The sequence below is a fragment of the Limimaricola pyoseonensis genome (assembly GCF_900102015.1).
Classification (GTDB): Bacteria; Pseudomonadota; Alphaproteobacteria; order Rhodobacterales; family Rhodobacteraceae; genus Limimaricola; species Limimaricola pyoseonensis.
In genome coordinates, this window is the sequence record NZ_FNAT01000010.1 from 45,333 (window position 1) to 66,605 (window position 21,273).

The following is a 21,273-nucleotide window of genomic DNA, read 5'->3' on the forward strand; positions in this document are numbered from 1 at the left end:
GGCCCGCGCGGCTCAGGAGATGCGCAGCAGCAGCGCCTGCAGCCGGTCGTCGAGCCACACCCGCCCGGTATCCACCCAGTCCGCATAGGCGGCGAGCGGCTCGGCCAGGACCGGCATCATCTCGGCCAGCCGGCCGGCATGGGCATAGACCAGCGCCAGAACCGTGGCGAGCAGCATCGCCGCCGCGAAACCGAGCCGGAACCCGCGGGCCCGGCTGCCGTCGCCGTCGTCCTGCACCGGCCGCAGCACGCCGCCGCTCTTGAGCGCGGTGCCGCGCAGCGTGGAGTTGATCTCCTCGATGTCGGGCAGCAGGTCGCGGCGCGACACCGCCCCGGTCGAGGCGGCGGCGGCGCGGGCCCGCGCCCGCGCGGCGTCCTCCTCCGGGGCCTCGACCTCGTCCCGGGCCGCCATCGCCTCCGGCGCCTCGTGGCGCTCGATCTCCGCGATCTCGTCGGGCGGCAGCTCGTCCTGCGGCGGCTCGGCCGTCACGGCATCGGCCTCCGTCACGCGCTCCGACGGCGGCGCGGCCCATGCCTCCTCCTCGGGTTCGGCCGGGGCCTCGGCGCCGAAGCCCCGCGCCGCGTCGGTCTCCAATTCAGGTTCCCGCTCCCGTTCCCGTTCACGTTCCGGCGGCAGCGGAGCTGCCGGCAGCGGCTCGGCCTCCGGCTCGGAGCGCAGCGCGCGGGCGAGCGCGGCGTTCTCCGCCTCCTCCCCGCTCAAATCATCCTCCCCGAAGATCGACGCTTCCGGGGCGTCGGGCTCCGCCGCGTGCTCCGGCGCGGGCCGCGTCTCGACCGTCTCCTCGGCCGTTTCCTCGACCGAGGGCGCGCCTGACGGGGCAGCCCGCGGATCGTTGTCATCGGGCTTGAGCGTGCGGGTGTCGTCGGCCTCGGGCTCTGCCGCCGCTTCGGCATCGGGCGGGGGCGGATCGTGGCGCTCGTCCGGCGCCGTCTCCTCGGCCTCGTCCCGGTCCGGCGCATCGCGGCGGCGCAGGCCGGCCTCGGCGCGTCGTTGGGCCTCCTCCCGCTCGGCCTCGGCGCGCAGGATCTCCTCGATCTCGGGGGTGATGGTGCGACGGCGCGGCATCGGCGGCGGCGCGGCAGCCGCCTCGTCTTCATCCTCGTCCTCGGCCTCGACCTCGTCCGGGGCGGGGGCCGCGCCCTCGGGCCCCTCGGGCGCCGGGTCGTCGGCCGGCGCGCCGGGCGCCTCGCGCCGGGCCAGCCAGGTCAGGCCGCAATCCGAGCACTGCACCTCGCGGCCCTCCTCGGGCACCGCCTCCTCGTCCACCTCGTACTGGGCCCCGCAATTCGGGCAGATCAAGCGCATGCGTCGCGTCCCTTTGCCCGCCCCATCGGGGCGGCCTTCATCCGGCCCAACCCTAGCGCCGCGCCGCCCTGCCGCCAAGAAAGCCCGCCCTCGCCGGGCCCGGCTGATGCAGCGCTGCAATTGCAACGCCGTCCCGCTTCCGGCAGAAGGGGGCCAGAGCAGGGAGAGGCGGGTGATCGAGCTACGCGACGTGGCCTACAGCTATGGCGGCGGGGAATTGTTTTCCGGCCTCTCGCTGGTGCTCGCGCCGGGATCCTTCCACTTCCTGACCGGCCCCTCCGGCGCCGGCAAGACCACCCTTCTCAAGCTGTGCTACGGCGACCTCGTGCCGACCGCCGGGGAGGTCGCGCTGTTCGGCGAGACCACGCGCGGCATGGCGCGCGACGGGCTGGCGCTGACCCGCCGCCGGATCGGCGTGGTGCACCAGGACTGCCAGTTCCTCGACCATCTTTCCGTCGCCGAAAACGTGGCGCTGCCGCTTTCGGTCGCCGGCCGGCGCGCCGAGGCCGAGGCCTACCTGCCCGACCTGATGGCCTGGGTCGGGCTGAACCGGCAGGCCGGGCGGCGGCCGCCCGAGCTGTCTGGCGGCGAACGCCAGCGCGCCGCGCTGGCCCGCGCCGTGATCATGTCGCCCGACGTGATCATCGCCGACGAGCCCACCGGCAACATCGACTGGGAGATGTCGCAGCGGCTGCTGGCGCTGCTGGTTGAACTCAACCGCATGGGCAAGGCGGTGCTGATCGCCACCCACGACCTCAACCTGATCCGCGCCGCCAAGGCGCAGGTCGCGGCGCGTACGCTGCGGCTCAAGGGACGGCAGCTCATGATGGCCGGGGCCGAGCTGTGAGCCGGCTGCTGGCGCAGATCCTCGACCTGCTGGCGGGCGACGTGCAGGCCGACCGCACCGTGCCGCCGACCGGCTTCACCGCCCGGCTGACCATCTTCACCGCCGCGGCGATGGCGCTGCTGGCGGTCTTCGCGCTGGCCTTCTCGCTCTCGACCGGCCGGCTGGCCGAACGCTGGTCGGAGGAGCTGGCGCGCACCGCGACCCTGCGGATCTCGGCCCCGCCCGAGCAGATGGCGGCGCAGCGCCGCGCCGCGCTCGAGCTGCTCGCCACCACGCCGGGCATCGCCGAGGCGCGCGCGCTCGACGCCGAGGAGACGCAGGCGCTGCTGACGCCGTGGTTCGGGCCCGACCTGCCGCTCGAGCAGCTGCCGATCCCGCAGCTGATCGAGATCGTCGAGGACCGGCCGGGCTACGATGCCACCGGGCTCAGGGCACGGCTTCAGGCCGAGGTGCCGGGCGCCGTGCTCGACGACCACACCCGCTGGCGCGAGCCGCTGGTGGCGGCGGCCGCGCGGCTGCGGCTGCTGGGCTGGCTGGCGATGGCGCTGATCGGCGGGGCGATGGCGGCGATGATCACGCTGGCCGCGCAATCGGCGCTGTCGGCCAATGCCCAGGTCATCCGCGTGCTGCGGCTGATCGGCGCCCGCGACGCCTATATCGCGCGCGCCTTCGTGCGCCGCTTCACGCTGCGCGCGCTGTGGGGCGCGGCCTCCGGCACCACGCTCGGCGCGGCGATCCTGCTCGTCCTGCCGGGCGGCGCGGCGGATGCGGGCTTTCTGGGCGGCTTCGGGCTGGCGGGCGGGCAATGGCTCTGGCTGCTGCCGATCCCGCCACTGGCCGCCGCGGTGGCCTTCACCGCCACCCGCGCGGCGGCGCGACGCACATTGGAGCGACAGTCATGACCGGACCCGCCTATGCCTGGCGCTGGCTCAGGAGCCTTGCCTTCAGCATCCTGATCTACGCCGCGATGATCCCCGTCGCGCTGGCCTACCTGCCCTGGACGCTGGCGCATCGCGACGGCGCGGTGGCGGCCGCGCATCGCTGGTGCCGGATCGTGCGCTGGCTGGCCCGCGTCATGCTGGGGCTCAGGACCGAGGTGCGCGGCACGCCGCCCACGCGAGAGGTGATGATCGCCGCCAAGCACCAGAGCTTCCTCGACATCATCCTGATCTACGGCGCGGTGCCGCGCGGCAAGTTCATCATGAAGAAGGAGCTGGTCTACGCGCCGATCCTCGGCCAGATCGCGCTCCGGATCGGCTGCGTGCCGGTCGATCGCGGCAAGCGCGGCGCGGCGATCCGGCAGATGACCGAGGACGTGCGCGCCGGCAACGCCGACCCCGGCCAGCTGATCATCTACCCGCAGGGCACCCGCGTCGCGCCGGGCGTGGCCGCGCCCTACAAGGTCGGCACCGCCGCGCTCTACCGCGAGCTGGGCCAGCCCTGCGTGCCGGTCGCCTGCAATGTCGGCGTGTTCTGGCCCAAGCGCGGCGTGCTGCGCCGCCCCGGCACCGCCATCGTCGAGTTCCTGCCCGAGATCCCGCCCGGCCTGCCGCCGGCCGAGTTCATGAGCCGGCTCGAGGACATGGTGGAATCGCGCTCGGACCGGCTGATGGCCGAGGCGGGCTTCCCGATCGCGCTCGGAGGCCCGGTTGAGGACCATTGACGACATCGCCGCGCTCGAGGCGCTCTACGGCGCCGCCTCGCCCGCCGCGCGCGACAAGATCCGCGACCGCCTGACCCCGCTCTACCGCGACTGGATCGCGGCGGCGCGCTTCTGCGTGCTGGCCACGACCGGGCCTGAGGGCACCGATGCCAGCCCGCGCGGCGATGACGGCCCGGTGGTGGCGATGCCGGACGACCGGACGCTGCTGCTGCCCGACTGGCGCGGCAACAACCGGCTCGATTCGCTACGCAACATCGTCCGCGACGGCCGGGTCAGCCTGATGTTCATTGTGCCGGGCTCGCACAACGTGGTGCGCGTCAACGGCCGCGCCGTGATCAGCGTCGAGCCGGGCCACCTCGCCCGGTTCGAGCGCGACGGGCGGCAGCCGCGCAGCGTCATCGTGGTCGCGGTGGAGGAGGTCTACGTGCAATGCGCCCGCGCGATCCTGCGCGCGCGGCTGTGGCGCGGCGAAGACGAGGCGGCGGGGCTGCCCAGCGTCGGCGAGCTGCTGGCCGAGGGGCGCGACGACATCGACGCCGCGGCCTACGACGCCGCATGGCCCAAGCGGGCGCGCGAATCGATGTGGTGAGACCCGGACGGGGCACGAGCGGGTAGAGGCGCCCCCGCAGGGGCGCCGGCCGCCTCAGGCGGCGAGGCCCTTCGAGCCGAGGTCGAGATACTTCTTGCGCCGGTCGGCGCGCAGGCCCTGCCCGTCGAGATCCTTCATCTCGTCCAGCATCGCCGCGATCTCGCGGCCGACCGCGTCGATCGCGGCGGTGCGGTCGCGATGCGCGCCGCCCAGCGGCTCGGCGACGATGCGGTCGCAGACGCCCAGCTCCTTGAGGTTCTGCGCCGTCAGCCGCAGCGCCTCGGCCGCCTCGCGCATCTTCTCGGCGTCCTTCCACAGGATCGAGGCGCAGCCCTCGGGCGAGATCACCGAGTAGATCGAGTGCTCGAGCATCGCCACGCGGTTGGCGGTGGCGAAGGCCACCGCGCCGCCCGAGCCGCCCTCGCCGATGATCACCGACACCAGCGGCACCTTGACCTGCAGGCATTTCTCGGTCGAGCGCGCGATCGCCTCGGACTGGCCGCGCTCCTCGGCGCCCTTGCCGGGATAGGCGCCGGGCGTGTCGACCAGCGTCACCACCGGCAGGCCGAAGCGGTCGGCCATGTCCATCAGCCGGATCGCCTTGCGATAGCCCTCGGGCCGCGCCATGCCGAAATTGCGCTCGATCCGGCTCTTGGTGTCATGGCCCTTCTCGTGGCCGATCACCATGACGGGGCGGCCGTTGAAGCGCGCGAGCCCGCCCATCACCGCGTGGTCGTCGGCGAAGTTGCGGTCGCCGGCCAGCGGCGTGTACTCGGTGAAGAGCCGCTCGATGTAGTCCTTGCAATGCGGCCGCTCGGGGTGGCGCGCCACCTGGCATTTCCGCCAGGGCGTCAGGTTGGCGTAGAGCTGGACCAGCATCTCGTGGCTCTTGCGGTCGAGCGCGGCGGCCTCCTTCTCGACATCCATCTCCGGGCTGCGCTGCGCCAGGGCCCGCAATTCCGCGGCCTGGCCCTCGATCTCGGCGAGCGGCTTCTCGAATTCGAGGTAGATGGTCATGCGACGGGCCCTTCGGTTGCGCTGCCGCCCGTATATGCCGCCTCCGGCGGGGCCATGCAACTCGTGGCCGACTTGACGCGCAGGGCGGGCGGGCCAGTGTCGGGAAGACCGGAGCGCGAGAAGGACCCCCGCCATGCCCGACCACGTGATCGCCACCGCCGCCGAGGCGCTCGAGGCCGAGGCGCTGCCGCGGCTGCGCGAGGTCCATGCCGGCGAAGACCGCCCGGCCGACGCCGTGCTGCCGCCGGCGCTGCGCCGCCCGGCCGATGCCAAGACCCCGGCCCGCTGGGCCTATGAGCGGCTGATCCTCTACATCCAGCGCTTCGAGCAGGCGCTCGACGCCGACCAGGAGGTCGCCATGGCGATGACCGGCGGCCATTCCGGCGTGCTCCGGATCGAGGGGATGGGCTATTTCGACCCCGACATCGTGACCTTCTACGGCACCGACCCCTCGGGCGCGAAGACGCAGCTGATCCAGCACGTCACGCAGTTGTCGGTGATCCTGCGCGCCCTGCCCCGGCAGCGGCCCGAGGAACCGGCCGAGCGGATCGGCTTCCGGCTCGCGCGCGAGCTGGAGGAGACGGAGGAGGAGGACGACGCCGCCGCGCAACGCGGGCCCGATGCCGCAGGCGAGACATCGTGACAGCGTCACCGAATTGGGCTAACCCGCCCAGCGACACGCAGACGCAGGAGCCCGACATGGCCGACGATCACAAGCACGAGCACGGCACCATGGACATCACCGAGCAGGAAAAGACCTTCGACGGGTTCATGAAGCTCACCGTCCGGGGCACCATCGCGATCATCGTCGCGCTGATCCTGCTGGCGCTGGTCAACGCCTGATCGCCCCATGCATCGTCGGCTCTTCCTTGCCGCCGCGCCGCTGGCGCTGGCGGGCTGCGGCGCGGGCGAGCCGGTCTGGGCGCCCGACGACGCGCTGGCGCGCGTGGCCTACCGGCATGACGGGCCGCCGGCGCTCACCCTGATCACGGTGAAGAACCTCGGATCGGGCAACGGTGCGCATACCGGGCTGATGATCAATGCCAGCCAGCGGGTGATGTTCGACCCGGCCGGCAGCTACGGCCATGCCTCGATCCCCGAGCGCAACGACCTGCTCTACGGCATCACGCCCGAGGTCGAGGCCTCCTACATCTCCTACCATTCGCGCGTCTCCTTCACGACCGTCGTGCAGCGCAAGGAGGTGCCCGCCGCCACCGCCGAGCAGGCGTTCCGGCTGGCCAAGACGGCCGGGCCGGTGCCGAAGGTGCAGTGCACCCGCGCCGCCTCGCGGCTGATCTCGGCGCTGCCGGGCTTCGAGCGGGTCGGCACGACCTGGTTTCCCGACGAGCTGTCGGACCGCTTCGGCGAACTGCCCGGCGTGAGCACCCGCGAGTTCAACGAGAACGACAGCAGCAGCCTGCGCGACGCGACGCGCTCGGTGGCGCGCCAGCTCGAGGGCTGATCTCAGAGCGCCAGTGCCGCGGTCGCGCCGATCACCGCGTAGAGCACCCCCGCCCCGGCCGCCATCGCGGCCAGCACGTTGCGCGTGACGAGCCCGACCACGATCACCGCGAGCGCGGCCAGCCCGCGCGCGAGATCGGGTTCGCCGCCGGTGGCGGCGGGCCAGAGCACGGCCGGCGCCACGAGCCCCGGCAGCACCGCCACCGCGGTGTAGCGCAGGTGGCGCAGCACCCATTCGGGTAGCGGCTTGGCGCCGATCATGCCGAGGAAGGAAAAGCGCAGCACGAAGCTGCCCGCCCCGAGCACGAGGATCACGGTCCAGATCGTGGCGGTGTCGATGTCGATGTCGGGGGTCATGCCTCGCTCCGCATCATCAGCTCGACCCTGGCCCCGACCATCATCGCCGCGACGGCGGCCAGCAGCAGGCCGAGATTGTAGGGCAGGAAGGCCAGCGCCAGCGCCAGAACGATCGAGGTCAGCGCCGCGGCCAGATGCGCCAGCGTGCGCAGCATCGGCGCGATCAGCGCGAGGAAGGTGATCGGCACCGCGAAATCGAGCGCCATCCAGCCCGGGATCGCCGCGCCGACCAGCGCGCCGACCACGGTGAAGACGTACCACAGCGGGCAGACCGGCAGCACCGCGCCGAAGAAATAGGCGAGCTTCTGGTCGAGCCGCCAGTGCGGGTTCTCCTCGAAGCGCACCGCCGAACAGGCATAGACTTGGTCGACCAGGAAATACGCCACCAGCGCCCGCTTCCAGACCGGCGCCGCGCCCAGATGCGGCGTCAGTGAGGCCGAGTACATCGCCATGCGCAGGTTCACCGCCAGCGCCGTGGCCAACACGATCAGGAGCGGCGCCTGTTCGTTCAGCAGCTGCAGGGCGGTGAACTGCGCCGCCCCGGCGATCACCGCCACCGAGAAGGCCAGCGCCTCGAAGGCGTCGAGCCCGGCCTCGCGCGACACCACGCCGAACAGCGTGGCGAAGGGTATGATGACGAGGATGAAGGGCGCGCCGTCCTTCAGGCCAAGCCGGAATGCGGACGGGGCGCGGCGGAGGGCGGCGGTCATATACATGCTCTGGTCCTGTATTCCGCACAGGGCTATCTGGGAGGCCGGGCAATGGCAAGCGCGGGAGAGACGATGGGCCAGCCGATCGAGGCACCGCCGGGAATGATTCTCGCCGGCGGTCTGTCGCGCCGCATGGGCGGCGGCGACAAGGGGCTGCTGCCGCTGGGCGGCCGGCCGCTGCTGGCGCATGTGATCGCGCGGGTGGCGCCGCAGGTGCCGCGGCTCGCGCTCAACGCCAACGGCGCGGCGGCGCGCTTCGCCGGCTTCGGTCTGCCGGTGCGGCCCGACCCCCTGCCCGGCCATCCCGGTCCGCTCGCCGGCGTGCTCGCCGCGCTCGACTGGGCGGCCGAGACCGGCGCGCCCTGGGTGCTGACCGTGCCGGCCGACACGCCCTGGCTGCCGGGCGACCTGGTGCCGCGGCTGATCCTCGCCTCGGAATCGGCGGACGGGCTGGCGCTGGCCGAAAGCGATGGCCGGGTGCACCCGGTCTGCGGCCTCTGGCCGGTGCGGCTGCGCGATCCGCTGCGCGCGGCGCTCGCCGATGGCACGCGGCGGATCGGCGACTGGGCGCAGGCGCAGGGCGCGGCGTTGGCGCGGTTTCCCGCCGGGACGCCGGAGCCCTTCGCCAATATCAACACGCCAGCGGATCTGGCCGCCGCCGAGGCCTGGACGTGAAGATAGAACATGGGTTCGGCGATGCCGAGCGCGCCGAGGTGGCCGAGATGTACTGGGAGGCCTTCGGCCCGAAGCTGGGCCGCGTGCTGGGGCCGCGGCGGCGGGCGCTGGCTTTCCTGCGCGACGCGCTCGACCCGCGCCATGCGCTGTGCGCCCGCGCCGCCGACGGCCGGCTGCTGGGCGTGGCCGGCTTCAAGACCCGGCAGGGTGCGCTGGTGGGCGGCGATCTCGCGGCGATGTCGCGCAGCTACGGGCCGGTGGGCGCGCTGTGGCGGGTCGCGCTGCTGGCGCTGCTCGAGCGCGACGTCGACAACGAGCGCTTCCTGATGGACGGGCTCTTCGTCCACGCAGCCGCGCGCGGCTGCGGCGTCGGCAGCCGGCTGCTCGAGGCGATCGCGCAGGAGGCGCGGGCGCGCGGCTACCGCGAGGTGCGGCTCGACGTGATCGACGAGAACCCGCGCGCCCGCGCGCTCTACGAGCGGCGCGGCTTCCGCGCCGTGGCCCGGCAGCGCAGCGGGCCGCTGCGCGCCGTGTTCGGTTTTCGCGCCGCGACCACCATGGTGCGCCGCATCGGCTGAGGCTCAGTCGAAGGTGCCGGCCGCCTGCCCCAGCAGCCGGAAGGCCCGGCCCGAGCGGGTCTCGGAGAGCAGGTCGATCTCCGTATCCTCGGCGCCGTCGCAATACTCCTCGAGCATCCGGTCGAAGAGCCGCAGGAAGTGGTGCACCGTGTCGCGGAAGATGGTGTCCGAGCCGAGCCGCGCGGCCACCCGGGCCGGCTGCGCCTCGGGGTCGAGGCCGGCCAGCGGCGCCACTTCGGCGCCGCGCCCGCCCGCCGCGAGCCGGCGCCAGGCCCCGGCCGGGGCCGGCTCGGGCGACAGGTCGTCCATGTAGATGCCGTCCTGGCTGAGCAGGGTCAGCACGTCCTGGCTGGACTGCACCAGCTGCCGGCCCTGCGGGTCGCGCAGCGCCGCGCGCAGCGCCTCGAAGCCCTCGCGGTCCTGGTCGTTGTCGGGGAAGTTCAGCGCCCGCGCCATCTCGGTCCGGCTGAGTTGCGGCTGCGGCGCCGGCTCGGGCATCTCGGGCACCATGTCGGCCTCGCTCTCGGGCGCGGGCTCGGCGACGTCGTCGGCCGCGCCCTCGGGCGGCGTCACGCCGAGCTCGGCCAGAGCGGTCTCGGTGCGGCGCGTGCTGCGCTCGATCTGGGTCAGGCGCCGGTCGAGATCGGGCGGCAGGCCGCCATTCTTCGACTGCGTCCTGAGCGCGCGCTGCAGCGCCTCGATCTCGACCCTGAGCCGGTGCGAATCCTCGCGTGCGGCGCGCGAGGAATGCGCCGCGAAGACACCACTCCAGGCCAGCGCCACAGGCACCACCAGCACCAGCACGGGCCCGACCACGGCCTGCCCGCCGAGCAGCATCGCCGTCCCGGCGACCGCCACCCAGCCCAGGCTGAGCCCCGCGGCGATGCGCTCGGCGCGCCCCATGCGCTCCCAGGGGGCGCCGGGCGCCGGTTTGTGCGGGCTGTCGCTCATGACGCCTCCGCGACCGCCGGCGCGGTCTCAGCTATAGGTGACGCTCAGGATCTCGTAGGACTTCTCGCCGCCCGGGGTGCGCACCTCGACGCTGTCGCCCTCGTCCTTGCCGATCAGCGCGCGCGCCAGCGGCGACTTGATGTTGAGACGGCCGTTCTCGATGTCGGCCTCGTACTCGCCGACGATCTGGTAGGTCTTCTCCTCGTCGGTGTCCTCGTCGACCAGCTTGACCGTGGCGCCGAACTTGATGCTGCCCGACAGCTTCGACGGGTCGATCACGTCGGCGAGGCCGATCACGCCCTCGAGCTCCTTGATCCGGCCCTCGATGAAGCTCTGCTTCTCCTTGGCCGAATGGTACTCGGCGTTCTCCGACAGGTCGCCATGCGCGCGCGCCTCGGAGATCGCCGCGATGATCTCGGGGCGCTCCACCGATTTGAGGTGCTTCAGCTCCGCGTCGATCTTCGCGAAACCGGCGCGGGTCAGCGGGATCTTTTCCATCTTCTCGAGCCTTTCCCCCCGGTCCGGGGCCGTGAAATACCGGACGTTCTAACCGTGCCGCCGGGGCCGAAGTCAAGACCGGGGGAACAGCGTGGCGCCGGGTCGCAATTGTAAGCGCCCGGCACATGCGATACCCCCGTCCCCGGAGCAGGAGAGCCAGCAGGGACGAGACATGACCGACACCGCCAGCCAGACCCAGACCGCCCCCGAGCGCGAGTCGATGGAGTACGACGTCGTCATCGTCGGCGCCGGCCCCGCCGGCCTGTCGGCGGCGATCCGCTGCAAGCAGCTCGACCCCGAGATGTCGGTGGTGGTGCTCGAGAAGGGCTCCGAGGTCGGCGCGCATATCCTGTCGGGCGCGGTGCTCGACCCGGTGGGCCTCGACAAGCTGCTGCCCGACTGGCGCGAGATGGGCGCGCCGATCACCGTGCCGGTCAAGGAAGACCAGTTCCTGATGCTGGGCGAGGCCGGCTCGGTCCGCCTGCCCAACGCCATCATGCCGCCGCTGATGAACAACCACGGCAACTACATCGTCTCGATGGGCAATGTCTGCCGCTGGATGGCCGAGAAGGCCGAGGAGCTGGGCGTCGAGATCTTCCCCGGCATGGCCTGCTCGGAGATCGTCTGGGGCAAGGGCGGCGAGGTCGCGGGCGTGGTCGCGGGCGAGTTCGGCAAGAACGCCGACGGTACCCCCGGCCCGGGCTACGAGCCGGGCATGGAGCTTCTGGGCAAGTACGTCTTCCTCGGCGAGGGCGTGCGCGGCTCGCTGTCCAAGCAGGTGATCGAGCGCTTCGAGCTCGACAAGGGGGCCGAGCCGCAGAAATACGGCCTCGGCATGAAGGAGATCTGGGAGATCGACCCGGCCAAGCACCACGAGGGCCGCGTCGTGCACACCATGGGCTGGCCGCTCGGCAAGAACGCCGGCGGCGGGTCGTTCATCTACCACCTCGACAACAACCAGGTCTATGTCGGCTTCGTCGTGCACCTGGGCTACGCCAACCCCTATCTCCGCCCCTACCAGGAGTTCCAGCGCTTCAAGCACCACCCGGTGGTGGCCGAGCTTCTGAAGGGCGGCAAGCGCGTGGCCTACGGCGCCCGCGCGATCACCGAGGGCGGCTGGCAGTCGCTCCCGAAGACCGCCTTCCCGGGCGGCACGCTCCTGGGCTGCGCGGCCGGCATGGTCAACGTCCCGCGCATCAAGGGCAACCACAACGCCATGCTGTCGGGCATCGCCGCGGCCGAGGCCGCCCATGCCGCGCTCGCCAAGGGCCGCCACGGCGACGTGCTCGAGGCCTATGACGGCACGGTGCGCGGCGGCGAGATCGGCAAGGATCTCAAGCGCGTGCGCAACGTCAAGCCGCTCTGGTCGCGCTACGGGCTGACCGCCTCGATGGTGCTGGGCGGGTTCGACATGTGGACCAACACGCTGGGCTTCTCGGTGATGGGCACGCTGGGTCACGGCAAGTCCGACGCCGAGGCGACCGAGCCGGCAGAGAAGCACCAGGAGATCGCCTATCCCAAGCCGGACGGCGTGCTGAGCTTCGACCGCCTGACCAATGTCAGCTTCTCGGGTACCAACCACGAGGAAAGCCAGCCCTGCCATCTCAAGCTCAAGGATCCGAGCATCCCGATCGCGCGCAACCTGCCGGTCTATGCCGAGCCGGCGCAGCGCTACTGCCCGGCCGGGGTCTACGAGGTGGTCGAGAAGGAGGGCGGTCCCGAATTTGTGATCAACTTCCAGAACTGCGTCCACTGCAAGACCTGCGACATCAAGGACCCTTCGCAGAACATCGTCTGGACGGTGCCGCAGGGCGGCGACGGGCCGAACTACCCGAACATGTGATCGCGGGAATCCGCTTGTCGCGGGGAACCCAAGTTGCGCGACGTCGCTTCACTCTCTAGCCTGTTACCACAACGAGACCGGTAACGGCGGAGAGAAGCGATGGTGATCCGACGCATGCGTGCGCTTGCCGTGGTGGCGGGGCTGGCCGCAATGCCAGCCACCGCACAGACCCACGCAGGCCCTTACCTCGCCGCCCGCACCGCGGCGATGAACCACGATTACGCCGCCGCCGCGGACTGGTTCCGCACGGCGATCGGCAACGACCCCCGCAACCCGATGCTCCTGGAGAACGCGGTCACGGCGCTGCTGTCGATCGGCGATTTCGAGGACGCGCTGCCGCTAGCCGAGCGGATGCGCGAACTGGACGTCGACAGCCAGGTCGCGCGGATGGTGATTCAGCAGGAAGCGGCGCGGCAGGGCGACTGGGACGCGGTTCTCGAGATGTACGAGGCCGGTCTCGAGATCGGCCCGCTGGTCGACGGGCTGGCGCAGGCCTGGGCCCTGGTCGGCCAGGGCCGGATGGACCGCGCCCTCACCGCCTTCGACGAGGTAATCGGGACGCGCGGCCTGCGCGGCTTCGGCCTGTGCCACAAGGCGCTGGCGCTGGCCTCCGTGGGCGATTTCGAGGCCGCCGACGCGGTCTTCGTCGAGGCCTTCGAGGCCGGCGGCCCGATCGGCCGCAACCTCGTTCTGGCCCATGCCCAGGTGCTCAGTCAGCTCGATCGCCCCGACGCCGCGCTCGAGCGGCTCGAGATGCTCGGCGGCGGCGCCGAGACCGGGCTCGACGCGCTGCGCGACCGGCTTGCCGCCGGCGAGACCCTGCCCTGGGACGTCGTGGCCGACGCCCGTGAGGGCCTGGCCGAGGTCTATCTCTCGGTCGCCGGCGCCCTGCTGTCCGAGGCGCCCGAATCCTACGTGCTGCTCTATGCGCGCACCGCCCTGTCGCTCGACCCGGACCGGGTCGAGGCGCTGTTGCTGACCGCCGAGATGCTCGATGCGCTCAACCGGCACGACCTCGCCCACGAGGTCTACGCGATGGTGCCCTCGCAGGACCCCTCCTACCCGATGGCCGAGCTGGGCCGCGCCGACGTGCTGCGCCGCTCGGGCGAGACCGGCCGCGCGCTCGAGGTGCTCGAACAGCTCGCCGGCGCCCATCCCGGCCTCTCGGCGGTGCAGGTGACGCTGGGCGATCTGCGCCGCGCCGCCGGCGACATGGCGGCCGCCGAACAGGCCTATGGCCGCGCCATCGACCTGGCCGGCAGCGATGCGTCGTGGTGGCTGCACTACGTGCGCGGCATCGCCCGCAACCGGATGGGCGACTGGTCCGGCGCCGAGACCGACTTCCGCGCCGCGCTGGCGATCTCGCCCGACCAGAGCCAGGTGCTGAACTACCTCGGCTACTCGCTGGTCGAGCGCGGCGAGAAGCTCGAGGAAGCGCTCGGGATGATCGAGCGCGCGGTCGAGTCGCAGCCGATGAACGGCGCGATCGTCGACAGCCTCGGCTGGGCGCAGTTCAAGCTGGGCCGGTTCGACGAGGCGGTCGCCAATCTCGAACGCGCGGCCGAGCTCGAGCCGGTCGACCCGACCGTCAACGACCATCTGGGCGATGGCTACTGGGCGGTGGGCCGGCTGACCGAGGCGCGGTTCCAGTGGCAGCGCGCGCTGTCCTTCGACCCCGATGCCGGCCAGGCGCAGCGGATCCGCGCCAAGCTGGAGAAGGGTCTCGACGCCGTGCTCGAAGCCGAGGGCCGCACGTCGCTGCGGCGGGTCGCGGGCACCAACTGATCCATGCGTCCGGACGGTCTGGAGAAGGGGCTCGCCCCCGCGAAGGTGAATCTCGCCCTGCATGTCACCGGCCGCCGCGCCGGTGGCTACCATCTGCTCGACAGCCTCGTGGTCTTCGCGGGCGTGGGCGACCAGCTCACCGCCCTGCCCGCGAACGACCTGGCACTCGAGGTCGAGGGCCCGTTCTCGGCCGGCGTGCCGCTCGACGAGCGAAACTCGGTGCTGCGCGCGGCCTATGCGCTGCGTCAGGCGCGCGACGTGACGCAGGGCGCCCGGCTGAAGCTGACCAAGACCCTGCCCCATGCCGCCGGGATCGGCAGCGGCTCGTCGGATGCCGCGGCGACCATCAGGCTGCTTTCGGAATTCTGGGGCGTGGAGCCGCTGGCACCCGACGCCCCCGAGGTGCTGGAGCTGGGCGCCGACGTGCCGGTCTGCCTCTCCGCGCCGACCCCGATGCGGATGACCGGCATCGGCGAGGTGCTCGACCCCGCCCCTGCCCTGCCCGCCTGCGGGCTGGTGCTGGTCAATCCGGGCGTCGAGGTGCCGACCGCGGAGGTCTTCGGCAAGCTCGAGCGTTCGGAGAACGGCCCGATGGACGACCTGCCCGCGGGGCTCGACTACGCGGGCTTCCTCGGCTGGCTGAAGGCGCAGCGCAACGACCTGCAGGACCCGGCCGAGGCGATCACGCCCGAGATCGGCCGCGCGCTGGCGCGGCTCAGGCGGATGCCCGGCGTCGACCTGGCGCTGATGTCGGGCTCGGGCGCGACCTGCGTGGGCCTGACCCGCGACATGGGGCGCGCGCGTCAGGTCGCGCGCGCGATACAGCTTTCGGAAATGGGCTGGTGGGTGGCGCCGGCGCCGCTGCTCAGCTGATCCGCTCGACCACGTAGTCGGCGAGGTCCGACAGCATGTCGCGCAGCGCGTGGTCGGGCAGCGCCCCGAGGCTGCGCCGCGCCGTCGCGGCCCAGTCGAGCGCGCTCTGACGGGTGCTTTCGAGCGCGCCGTGCCGGGCGAGGATCGCCTGCGCCCGCTCCAGATCACCGTCTTCGACCCGGCCCTTGCCGATGGCGCGGGCCCAGAAGGCGCGCTCGTCGGCGTCGGCGCGGGCCAGCGCCCGGATCACCGGCAGCGTCAGCTTGCCTTCCCGGAAATCGTCGCCGCGCGACTTGCCGATCGCCTCGGTGCCGCCGTAGTCCAGAAGATCGTCGACGATCTGGAAGGCGATGCCGAGCGCATCGCCATAGGCGTGCAGCGCCCGCACTTGCGCCTCTGGCGCGCCGGCGATGATGCCGCCCACCTCGGTCGCGGCCGAGAACAGCGCCGCGGTCTTGCCGCGCACCACCCGCAGGTAGGTGTCCTCGGTGGTGGCGAGGTTGCGCGCCGCGGTGAGCTGCAGCACCTCGCCCTCGGCGATGGTGGCCGAGGCGTTGGCGAGGATGTCGAGCACCCTGAGCGAGCCGGTCTCGACCATCAGCTGGAACGAGCGCGCGAAGAGGTAGTCGCCCACCAGCACCGAGGAGGTGTTGTCCCACAGCAGGTTCGCCGTCGGCCGGCCGCGGCGCTGCTTGCTGTCGTCGACCACGTCGTCATGTAGCAGCGTCGCAGTGTGGATGAACTCCACCGTGGCGGCGAGGTGCACGTGATACGGGCCGCCATAGCCGCACAGCCGCGCCGCCGCGAGCGTCAGCATCGGGCGCAGCCGCTTGCCGCCCGCCTCGACCAGATGCGCCGTCACCTCGGGGATGCGCGGCGCGTGCTCCGAGGCCATGCGCTCGCGGATCATGGCGTTGACGGCGGCCATGTCCCCCGAGAGGGCGCTCGCGAGACGGTCATGCGGCTTGGCGGGAACGGTGGCGAGATCCATGGCGGCGGTCTTCTCGACAAGGGCGCCGGAACACCCTAGCAGGTTGCGGATGAAAGAGCTTCTGCGCACCAACGATCCGACGGTGATCGCCTTCGCCAGCGCCCTTCTGGACGGCGAGGGTATAGACTGCTTCGAATGGGACGTAAACACGAGCATCCTCGAAGGCTCGATCGGCATATTGCCGCGCCGCCTGATGGTGCGCTCCGACGACCTGACCCGCGCCGAGCGGGTGATGCGGGACAATGACATCGACCTGGGCCGATGAGGCGCTGACCCGCGACGCCTTTCTCGGCGGGCGGGTCTGGCTGCGCCAGCCGCGGCGCGGCTACCGCGCGGGCACCGACCCGGTGCTTCTGGCCGCCGCCGTCGAAGCCGAACCCGGCCAGAGCGTGCTCGACATCGGATGCGGCGCCGGCGCGGCGCTTCTGTGCCTCGGGGCGCGGGTGCCGGGGCTGGCGCTGGCCGGGGTCGAACTGCAACCCGGCTACGCTGATCTGGCCCGCCGCAACGCCGCCGAGAACGGGCTAGAGGCCGAGATCCATGCCGCCGACCTGCGCGCCCTGCCCGCGACGCTGAAGGCGCGCCGCTTCGACCACGTGATCTCCAACCCGCCCTATTTCGACCGTGCCCATTCGCGCCCCGGCCCGGTCGCGGCCAAGGAGACCGCCTTCGCCGACGGCATGCCCCTGCCCGACTGGATCGACGCCATGGCGCGGCGGGTGGCGCCGCTGGGCCGCCTGACGCTGATCCAGCGGGCCGAACGGCTGCCCGAGATCATCGCCGCGCTGCACGGCCGGATGGGCGGAATCGCGGTGCAGCCGGTGGTGTCGCGCGCCGGCCGCATCGCCGAGCGGGTCATCGTCAGCGCGCGGCAAAGCGGGCGCGGCGCCTTCCGACTCGCTTCACCGCTGGTGATGCACGAGGGCCGCCAGCACCTGTCCGACGCCGAGGATTTCACCCCCGAGGCGATGAAAATTCTGCGATACGGGGGAAAGTTGCGTATCGCGAGCTGAGCGCTTCGCAAGATTTCGCCGCAAGGCTTTCTTTATGTTTAATCCTGCGTAGCCGGGACGTGACAGGACTGTAAAACCGTGCTCGACTGGTCCAGTCGCAACCAGACAATGGAGACGCATCATGAGCCTGACCAACCATCTGGAGGAACTGCGCCGCAAGCACAAAGCCCTGTCCGACCAGGTCGAAATGGAGCAGCGTTCGCCCTCCTCGAGCGATGCGGAAATCGCTCAGATGAAGAAGCGCAAGCTCATGCTGAAGGAAGAGATCACGCGCCTCAGCGCGCATTAGAGACGGCGGTCGCCCTGGCGCGCGCCCCGGCCCGCGAGGCCAGCGCCGCGCCCAGGGTGATCAGCCCGGCCGCGGCGGCCAGCGTCCATGAGGCGGTGGCCGCCCCCGCCAGAACCAAAACCAGCGTGGACAGCAGCGGCGCCGCGTAGGAGGCGACGCCGAGCAGTTGGATGTCGCCGCGCTTCACCCCCACATCCCAGACGAAGAAGGCCAGCCCCACCGGGCCGAGGCCGAGGCCGATCATCGACGCCCAGCCCAGCGTCGTGGCCGGCCAGACGGTCTGCTCGAAGGCCAGATGCGCGGGCAGCGACAGCAGCGCCGTGCCGAGGCAGTAGCTCGTCACACCGGCGGTCGGCGCCTGCCCCAGCCGGCGCGACAGCACCGAATAGGACGCCCATGTGATCGCCGCGAGGAAGGCCAGCGCGTAGCCCGGCAGTGCCGCCGCCTCGAAGCCGCCGCGAATGCGCGCGCCGACGATCAGCGCCGCGCCCGCGAAGGCCACCAGCCCGCCGATCACGTGGCCCGCGCGCAGCGTCTCGCCGGGCAGGAGCCCCGAGAACAGCACGATCAGGAGCGGCCAGAGATAGGCGATGAGGCCGGCCTCGGCCGGGGGCGCGAGGCGGAGCGCGCCGAAATAGAGCGCGTGGTAGCCCATAAGCCCGATCGTGCCGAAGGCGGCGATGCGCCAGCCGGGCCAGACCGCGCGCAGATCCCCCGCCATGGCGCTCCAGACGAGGCCCACGAGGGCGGCGAGGCCGAAGCTCACCGCGTTGAGCTGCAGCACCGGCACCGGCGCGCTGCCCACGGTGAACAGCGCCAAGAGCGCCCAGAGCAGCACGGCCGCGAAGCCCACCCCGGTCGCGGCGAGCGGGGTGAGCAGGCGGGGCGCGCGGGGGGCTGCGGTCTCGGTCATGGACCGAGTTCTGCGCCGCCGCGCGCGCCCCGGTCAAGCCTCAGGCGAGGTACTGGCCGCCATTGGCCGAGAGCGTCGAGCCGGTGACGAAGCCCGCGTCGTCGGAGGCGAGGAACACCACGCAGCGCGCGATCTCCTCGGCCTCGCCCAGACGCCCGACCGGGATCTGCGCGACGATGCTCTCGCGCACCTTCTCGGGCACGGCCATGACCATCTCGGTGGCGATGTAGCCCGGGCAGATCGCGTTCACGGTGATGCCGTTGCGCGCGCCTTCCTGCGCCAGCGCCTTGGTGAAGCCGATGTCGCCGGCCTTGGCGGCGGCGTAGTTGGCCTGGCCGAACTGGCCCTTCTGGCCGTTGATCGACGAGATGTTGATGACGCGGCCGAACTTGCGCTCGCGCAGGCCGGGCCAGACGCAATGGGTCATGTTGAACAGACCGGTGAGGTTGGTGTCGATCACCTCGCGCCACTGGTCGGGGCTCATCTTGTGGAACGGCGCGTCGCGGGTGATGCCGGCATTGTTGACCAGCACTTCCACGGGGCCGTGCTCGGCCTCGACCTTCTCGATGCCGGCCTTGCAGGCCTCGTAATCCGAGACGTCCCACTTGTAGGTGGCGATGCCGGTCTCGTCGGTGAAGGCGCGGGCCTTCTCGTCATTGCCGGCATAGGTCGCCACGACCGTGTAGCCTTGTGCCTTCAGCGCCTTCGAAATCGCCGCCCCGATCCCCCGGCTGCCGCCGGTCACCAGTGCCGTCCTGCCCATGTCGTGATCTCCTTGTGTCGCGATGGGTCGAAACCGTAACAGTCCGACCCTCACGCATCACGCGGGGTCAGGCAAGGCCGACTTCCTCGCAGAAGGCGGCGCCGTCGCGCGTGCCCTGGTCCCAGGTGCGGCGCAGCTTCTCGGGGTCGGTGAAGTCGATCTTGTCGGCCGGCGTCTCGTCCGACGGCATCACGTAGCGCCGCCCCTCGACCTCGGGCAGCCGCTTGTAGCGGCGGGTCAGCAGCACCAGCGTCTCGCCCTCGTCGGGTTCGGGCATCGGCGCCTGGTCGGCCATGCCGCCATCGACCACCGGCCGGCCGTCCCAGTCGGGCGGCTCGAAGATCGGCGGGATCACGGCCGCGGCGCAGACGAGATCGACCAGCCGGCCTTCGCGCGCAGCCGCGCGGGCGTCGACCAGGCTGTGTTCGAGGCCGAAGCGCTCGGCCCAGGAGAAATGCGGGGAGCCCACGAGGTGCAGTTCCGCCTCGTAGGCCAGCGTCGCGGCCACGCCGCTGCCCTTGGGCCAGTCGGGTGCGGGCGGATGCGCGATCAGGATCTGCAGCGGCGGGCCGTCGGCGACGATTCGCGCGGCCTCGGCATCGAGCACCTTGTCCACGACCTTGCAGTAGATGCGCTGGTGCGGGCTGATCCCCTCGCCGTCGGGGTCCCACAGATTGCTGTGCTGCTCCTCGAAGGCCTCGCACATGGCGTCGAGCAGTTTGCGCTCGCGCCCCGCCACGTGGCAGGCGGCCGAGAGCGCGCCGCCCGAGACGCCGGTGATGCGCTCGGGCGCGATCTTCGCGTGCCGGCCGAGCACCTCCATGAAGCCGCCCTGCCAGAAGCAGCGCAGACCGCCCCCCGAGAAGACAAGCTGCCGGGGGGCGGTCCAGTCCATCAGCCGCGCTCGACGCAGAGGGCGACGCCCATGCCGCCGCCGATGCAGAGCGTGGCGAGGCCCTTCTTGGCGTCGCGGCGCTGCATCTCGTGCAGCAGGGTGACGAGCACGCGGCAGCCCGACGCGCCGATCGGGTGGCCGATGGCGATGGCGCCGCCGTTGACGTTCACCTTCTCGGGGTCCCAGCCCATCTCCTTGTTCACCGCGAGCGCCTGCGCGGCGAAGGCCTCGTTGGCCTCGATCAGGTCGAGGTCGTCGACCGACCAGCCGGCCTTGTCGAGCGCCTTCTTCGAGGCGTAGATCGGCCCCTCGCCCATATAGGCCGGGTCGAGGCCGGCGGTGGCGTAGGCGGCGATCCGGGCGAGCGGCTTGATGCCGCGGCGCTCGGCCTCCTCGAGGCTCATCAGCAGCGTCGCGGCGGCGCCGTCATTGAGGCCCGAGGCGTTGGCGGCGGTCACCGTGCCGTCCTTGGCGAAGGCCGGGCGCAGCTTGGCCATCGCGTCGATGGTGGCGCCGTGGCGGATGTACTCGTCGGCATCGGTGACGATGTCGCCCTTGCGAGTCTTCACGGTGAAGGGGACGATCTCGTTCTGGAAGCGGCCGTCCTTCTGCGCGGCCTCGGCCTTGTTCTGGCTCTTGACCGCGAACTCGTCCTGCATCTCGCGGGTGATCTGGTGGCGGGCGGCCACGTTCTCGGCGGTGGTGCCCATGTGGTAGTCGTTGAAGGCGTCCCAGAGGCCGTCCTTGATCATCGTGTCGACGAGCTTCATGTCGCCCATCTTCTGGCCCTGGCGGATGGTCTGGGCGTGCGGCGCCATCGACATGCTCTCCTGCCCGCCGGCGCAGACGATCGAGGCGTCGCCGAGCTGGATGTGCTGGGCGGCGAGCGCCACGGCGCGCAGGCCCGAGCCGCAGACCTGGTTGAGGCCCCAGGCCGCCGATTCCTGAGGCAGACCGGCGAGGATATGCGCCTGGCGGGCCGGGTTCTGGCCCTGCGCGGCGGTCAGCACCTGGCCGAGGATCGTCTCGCTCACCTCGCTCTTGTCGACGCCGGCGCGAGACACGACCTCCTCGAGCACGGCCGCGCCGAGCTGGTGCGCGGGGGTGGTGGCGAAGGCGCCGCCGAAGCTGCCCACGGCGGTGCGGGCGGCGGAGGCGATAACGACGTTGGTCATGGAACTCTCCCTGGCAGTCGGGGCGCGCGTGGGCGACGGCCCTTCTGCCCCGGATCGCCGA

Annotated in this window: 26 protein-coding genes; 15 read left to right on the forward strand and 11 right to left on the reverse strand. The window is 71.9% G+C overall.

Features of this window, described 5'->3' with window-relative positions; translation table 11 throughout:
- Positions 1-12: 12 nt before the first annotated feature.
- Positions 13-1,326, reverse strand: a complete 1,314-nt coding sequence (locus BLT43_RS19275; protein ID WP_090114699.1) for a zinc-ribbon domain-containing protein — start codon at positions 1,324-1,326, stop codon at positions 13-15.
- A 172-nt stretch (positions 1,327-1,498) separates the two neighbouring features.
- On the opposite strand from BLT43_RS19275, the gene BLT43_RS16630 reads away from it, so the two are divergent.
- From BLT43_RS16630 to BLT43_RS16645, 4 genes are read left to right on the forward strand one after another with little or no spacing between them, the layout of a single operon-like run.
- A complete protein-coding gene (locus BLT43_RS16630; RefSeq protein ID WP_090114701.1) occupies positions 1,499-2,173 on the forward strand; it encodes a cell division ATP-binding protein FtsE in 675 nt (224 codons plus the stop codon).
- Positions 2,170-3,075: a cell division protein FtsX gene (locus BLT43_RS16635; protein WP_090114704.1), complete on the forward strand. Its 906-nt coding sequence runs from the start codon at positions 2,170-2,172 to the stop codon at positions 3,073-3,075. Before BLT43_RS16630 ends, BLT43_RS16635 begins: the two co-directional genes overlap by 4 nt.
- The gene (locus BLT43_RS16640; protein WP_090114706.1) at positions 3,072-3,836 is read left to right on the forward strand and encodes a lysophospholipid acyltransferase family protein; all 765 of its coding nucleotides are present in this window, start codon (positions 3,072-3,074) and stop codon (positions 3,834-3,836) included. Before BLT43_RS16635 ends, BLT43_RS16640 begins: the two co-directional genes overlap by 4 nt.
- A complete protein-coding gene (locus tag BLT43_RS16645) occupies positions 3,823-4,425 on the forward strand; it encodes an MSMEG_1061 family FMN-dependent PPOX-type flavoprotein (protein ID WP_090114708.1) in 603 nt (200 codons plus the stop codon). The genes BLT43_RS16640 and BLT43_RS16645 overlap by 14 nt, the downstream gene beginning before the upstream one ends.
- Before the next feature lie 54 nt (positions 4,426-4,479).
- Here the strand turns inward: BLT43_RS16645 and BLT43_RS16650 are convergent, their stop codons facing one another.
- Positions 4,480-5,442: an acetyl-CoA carboxylase carboxyltransferase subunit alpha gene (locus BLT43_RS16650; RefSeq protein ID WP_090114710.1), complete on the reverse strand. Its 963-nt coding sequence runs from the start codon at positions 5,440-5,442 to the stop codon at positions 4,480-4,482.
- Between the two features lie 133 nt (positions 5,443-5,575).
- Here BLT43_RS16650 and BLT43_RS16655 point away from each other — a divergent pair, with 133 nt between their 5' ends.
- Genes BLT43_RS16655 through BLT43_RS16665 form a run of 3 tightly spaced genes read left to right on the forward strand, consistent with a single transcriptional unit; the run spans position 5,576 to position 6,904 of the window.
- Positions 5,576-6,085, forward strand: coding sequence for a DUF6173 family protein (locus BLT43_RS16655; RefSeq protein ID WP_090114712.1), 510 nt, complete (start codon positions 5,576-5,578; stop codon positions 6,083-6,085).
- A 56-nt stretch (positions 6,086-6,141) separates the two neighbouring features.
- The gene (locus BLT43_RS16660; protein WP_090114714.1) at positions 6,142-6,285 is read left to right on the forward strand and encodes an aa3-type cytochrome c oxidase subunit IV; all 144 of its coding nucleotides are present in this window, start codon (positions 6,142-6,144) and stop codon (positions 6,283-6,285) included.
- Positions 6,286-6,292: 7 nt separating this feature from the next.
- A complete protein-coding gene (locus BLT43_RS16665) occupies positions 6,293-6,904 on the forward strand; it encodes a hypothetical protein (RefSeq protein WP_090114716.1) in 612 nt (203 codons plus the stop codon).
- 2 nt (positions 6,905-6,906) lie between these two features.
- On the opposite strand, the gene BLT43_RS16670 is transcribed toward BLT43_RS16665, so the two are convergent.
- Together BLT43_RS16670 and BLT43_RS16675 are read right to left on the reverse strand one after the other, a co-directional pair.
- Entirely contained in the window at positions 6,907-7,260 is a 354-nt protein-coding gene (locus BLT43_RS16670; RefSeq protein ID WP_090114718.1) for an AzlD domain-containing protein, read from the reverse strand.
- Positions 7,257-7,970, reverse strand: a complete 714-nt coding sequence (locus BLT43_RS16675; RefSeq protein WP_090114801.1) for an AzlC family ABC transporter permease — start codon at positions 7,968-7,970, stop codon at positions 7,257-7,259. The genes BLT43_RS16670 and BLT43_RS16675 overlap by 4 nt, the downstream gene beginning before the upstream one ends.
- 51 nt (positions 7,971-8,021) lie before the next feature.
- On the opposite strand from BLT43_RS16675, the gene mobA reads away from it, so the two are divergent.
- Together mobA and BLT43_RS16685 are read left to right on the forward strand one after the other, a co-directional pair.
- Positions 8,022-8,645: a molybdenum cofactor guanylyltransferase MobA gene (mobA, locus tag BLT43_RS16680; RefSeq protein ID WP_242652327.1), complete on the forward strand. Its 624-nt coding sequence runs from the start codon at positions 8,022-8,024 to the stop codon at positions 8,643-8,645.
- Positions 8,642-9,223, forward strand: a complete 582-nt coding sequence (locus BLT43_RS16685; RefSeq protein WP_090114720.1) for a GNAT family N-acetyltransferase — start codon at positions 8,642-8,644, stop codon at positions 9,221-9,223. Before mobA ends, BLT43_RS16685 begins: the two co-directional genes overlap by 4 nt.
- Before the next feature lie 3 nt (positions 9,224-9,226).
- On the opposite strand, the gene BLT43_RS16690 is transcribed toward BLT43_RS16685, so the two are convergent.
- Complete coding sequence (locus BLT43_RS16690; protein ID WP_090114722.1) at positions 9,227-10,174, reverse strand: hypothetical protein; 948 nt, start codon at positions 10,172-10,174, stop codon at positions 9,227-9,229.
- 27 nt (positions 10,175-10,201) lie between these two features.
- Positions 10,202-10,672, reverse strand: coding sequence for a transcription elongation factor GreA (greA, locus tag BLT43_RS16695; protein WP_090114723.1), 471 nt, complete (start codon positions 10,670-10,672; stop codon positions 10,202-10,204).
- Positions 10,673-10,844: 172 nt separating this feature from the next.
- Here greA and BLT43_RS16700 point away from each other — a divergent pair, with 172 nt between their 5' ends.
- From BLT43_RS16700 to BLT43_RS16710, 3 genes are all read left to right on the forward strand, one after another.
- On the forward strand, positions 10,845-12,515 hold the full coding sequence (locus BLT43_RS16700; protein ID WP_090114725.1) for an electron transfer flavoprotein-ubiquinone oxidoreductase: 1,671 nt from the start codon (positions 10,845-10,847) through the stop codon (positions 12,513-12,515).
- Between the two features lie 114 nt (positions 12,516-12,629).
- Complete coding sequence (locus BLT43_RS16705; protein ID WP_090114805.1) at positions 12,630-14,300, forward strand: tetratricopeptide repeat protein; 1,671 nt, start codon at positions 12,630-12,632, stop codon at positions 14,298-14,300.
- A gap of 18 nt (positions 14,301-14,318) precedes the next feature.
- Complete coding sequence (locus BLT43_RS16710) at positions 14,319-15,173, forward strand: 4-(cytidine 5'-diphospho)-2-C-methyl-D-erythritol kinase (protein WP_423222132.1); 855 nt, start codon at positions 14,319-14,321, stop codon at positions 15,171-15,173.
- On the opposite strand, the gene BLT43_RS16715 is transcribed toward BLT43_RS16710, so the two are convergent.
- Entirely contained in the window at positions 15,166-16,164 is a 999-nt protein-coding gene (locus tag BLT43_RS16715) for a polyprenyl synthetase family protein (protein ID WP_090114729.1), read from the reverse strand. The two genes, BLT43_RS16710 and BLT43_RS16715, sit on opposite strands and share 8 nt — an antisense overlap.
- A 49-nt stretch (positions 16,165-16,213) precedes the next feature.
- Here BLT43_RS16715 and BLT43_RS16720 point away from each other — a divergent pair, with 49 nt between their 5' ends.
- From BLT43_RS16720 to BLT43_RS16730, 3 genes are all read left to right on the forward strand, one after another.
- Positions 16,214-16,429, forward strand: coding sequence for a putative signal transducing protein (locus BLT43_RS16720; RefSeq protein WP_090114731.1), 216 nt, complete (start codon positions 16,214-16,216; stop codon positions 16,427-16,429).
- On the forward strand, positions 16,407-17,177 hold the full coding sequence (locus tag BLT43_RS16725) for a tRNA1(Val) (adenine(37)-N6)-methyltransferase (RefSeq protein ID WP_090114733.1): 771 nt from the start codon (positions 16,407-16,409) through the stop codon (positions 17,175-17,177). The genes BLT43_RS16720 and BLT43_RS16725 overlap by 23 nt, the downstream gene beginning before the upstream one ends.
- A 121-nt stretch (positions 17,178-17,298) precedes the next feature.
- The gene (locus BLT43_RS16730; RefSeq protein ID WP_090114734.1) at positions 17,299-17,466 is read left to right on the forward strand and encodes a YdcH family protein; all 168 of its coding nucleotides are present in this window, start codon (positions 17,299-17,301) and stop codon (positions 17,464-17,466) included.
- Here the strand turns inward: BLT43_RS16730 and yddG are convergent.
- The 4 genes from yddG to BLT43_RS16750 form a co-directional block, all read right to left on the reverse strand.
- Positions 17,453-18,379, reverse strand: coding sequence for an aromatic amino acid exporter YddG (yddG, locus tag BLT43_RS16735; RefSeq protein WP_090114736.1), 927 nt, complete (start codon positions 18,377-18,379; stop codon positions 17,453-17,455). The two genes, BLT43_RS16730 and yddG, sit on opposite strands and share 14 nt — an antisense overlap.
- Positions 18,380-18,419: 40 nt before the next feature.
- Positions 18,420-19,142 carry a beta-ketoacyl-ACP reductase gene (gene phbB / locus BLT43_RS16740; RefSeq protein WP_090114738.1) on the reverse strand — a complete coding sequence of 241 codons (723 nt, stop codon included), beginning with the start codon at positions 19,140-19,142 and terminating at the stop codon, positions 18,420-18,422.
- A gap of 67 nt (positions 19,143-19,209) precedes the next feature.
- Positions 19,210-20,037, reverse strand: coding sequence for a patatin-like phospholipase family protein (locus BLT43_RS16745; protein ID WP_090114740.1), 828 nt, complete (start codon positions 20,035-20,037; stop codon positions 19,210-19,212).
- Positions 20,037-21,212, reverse strand: a complete 1,176-nt coding sequence (locus BLT43_RS16750) for an acetyl-CoA C-acetyltransferase (protein WP_090114742.1) — start codon at positions 21,210-21,212, stop codon at positions 20,037-20,039. Before BLT43_RS16750 ends, BLT43_RS16745 begins: the two co-directional genes overlap by 1 nt.
- Between the last annotated feature and the right edge of the window lie 61 nt (positions 21,213-21,273).

Excerpts from the sequence above, each read along its gene's own strand:
- BLT43_RS19275 (WP_090114699.1), bottom strand. The coding sequence starts at position 1,326 with ATGCGCTTGATCTGCCCGAATTGCGGGGCCCAGTACGAGGTGGACGAG.
- BLT43_RS16640 (WP_090114706.1), top strand. The coding sequence starts at position 3,072 with ATGACCGGACCCGCCTATGCCTGGCGCTGGCTCAGGAGCCTTGCCTTC.
- BLT43_RS16650 (WP_090114710.1), bottom strand. The coding sequence starts at position 5,442 with ATGACCATCTACCTCGAATTCGAGAAGCCGCTCGCCGAGATCGAGGGC.
- BLT43_RS16655 (WP_090114712.1), top strand. The coding sequence starts at position 5,576 with ATGCCCGACCACGTGATCGCCACCGCCGCCGAGGCGCTCGAGGCCGAG.
- BLT43_RS16660 (WP_090114714.1), top strand. The coding sequence starts at position 6,142 with ATGGCCGACGATCACAAGCACGAGCACGGCACCATGGACATCACCGAG.
- BLT43_RS16665 (WP_090114716.1), top strand. The coding sequence starts at position 6,293 with ATGCATCGTCGGCTCTTCCTTGCCGCCGCGCCGCTGGCGCTGGCGGGC.
- BLT43_RS16670 (WP_090114718.1), bottom strand. The coding sequence starts at position 7,260 with ATGACCCCCGACATCGACATCGACACCGCCACGATCTGGACCGTGATC.
- BLT43_RS16675 (WP_090114801.1), bottom strand. The coding sequence starts at position 7,970 with ATGACCGCCGCCCTCCGCCGCGCCCCGTCCGCATTCCGGCTTGGCCTG.
- mobA (WP_242652327.1), top strand. The coding sequence starts at position 8,022 with ATGGCAAGCGCGGGAGAGACGATGGGCCAGCCGATCGAGGCACCGCCG.
- BLT43_RS16690 (WP_090114722.1), bottom strand. The coding sequence starts at position 10,174 with ATGAGCGACAGCCCGCACAAACCGGCGCCCGGCGCCCCCTGGGAGCGC.
- greA (WP_090114723.1), bottom strand. The coding sequence starts at position 10,672 with ATGGAAAAGATCCCGCTGACCCGCGCCGGTTTCGCGAAGATCGACGCG.
- BLT43_RS16700 (WP_090114725.1), top strand. The coding sequence starts at position 10,845 with ATGACCGACACCGCCAGCCAGACCCAGACCGCCCCCGAGCGCGAGTCG.
- BLT43_RS16705 (WP_090114805.1), top strand. The coding sequence starts at position 12,630 with ATGCGTGCGCTTGCCGTGGTGGCGGGGCTGGCCGCAATGCCAGCCACC.
- BLT43_RS16715 (WP_090114729.1), bottom strand. The coding sequence starts at position 16,164 with ATGGATCTCGCCACCGTTCCCGCCAAGCCGCATGACCGTCTCGCGAGC.
- BLT43_RS16720 (WP_090114731.1), top strand. The coding sequence starts at position 16,214 with ATGAAAGAGCTTCTGCGCACCAACGATCCGACGGTGATCGCCTTCGCC.
- BLT43_RS16725 (WP_090114733.1), top strand. The coding sequence starts at position 16,407 with ATGACATCGACCTGGGCCGATGAGGCGCTGACCCGCGACGCCTTTCTC.
- BLT43_RS16730 (WP_090114734.1), top strand. The coding sequence starts at position 17,299 with ATGAGCCTGACCAACCATCTGGAGGAACTGCGCCGCAAGCACAAAGCC.
- yddG (WP_090114736.1), bottom strand. The coding sequence starts at position 18,379 with ATGACCGAGACCGCAGCCCCCCGCGCGCCCCGCCTGCTCACCCCGCTC.
- phbB (WP_090114738.1), bottom strand. The coding sequence starts at position 19,142 with ATGGGCAGGACGGCACTGGTGACCGGCGGCAGCCGGGGGATCGGGGCG.
- BLT43_RS16745 (WP_090114740.1), bottom strand. The coding sequence starts at position 20,037 with ATGGACTGGACCGCCCCCCGGCAGCTTGTCTTCTCGGGGGGCGGTCTG.
- BLT43_RS16750 (WP_090114742.1), bottom strand. The coding sequence starts at position 21,212 with ATGACCAACGTCGTTATCGCCTCCGCCGCCCGCACCGCCGTGGGCAGC.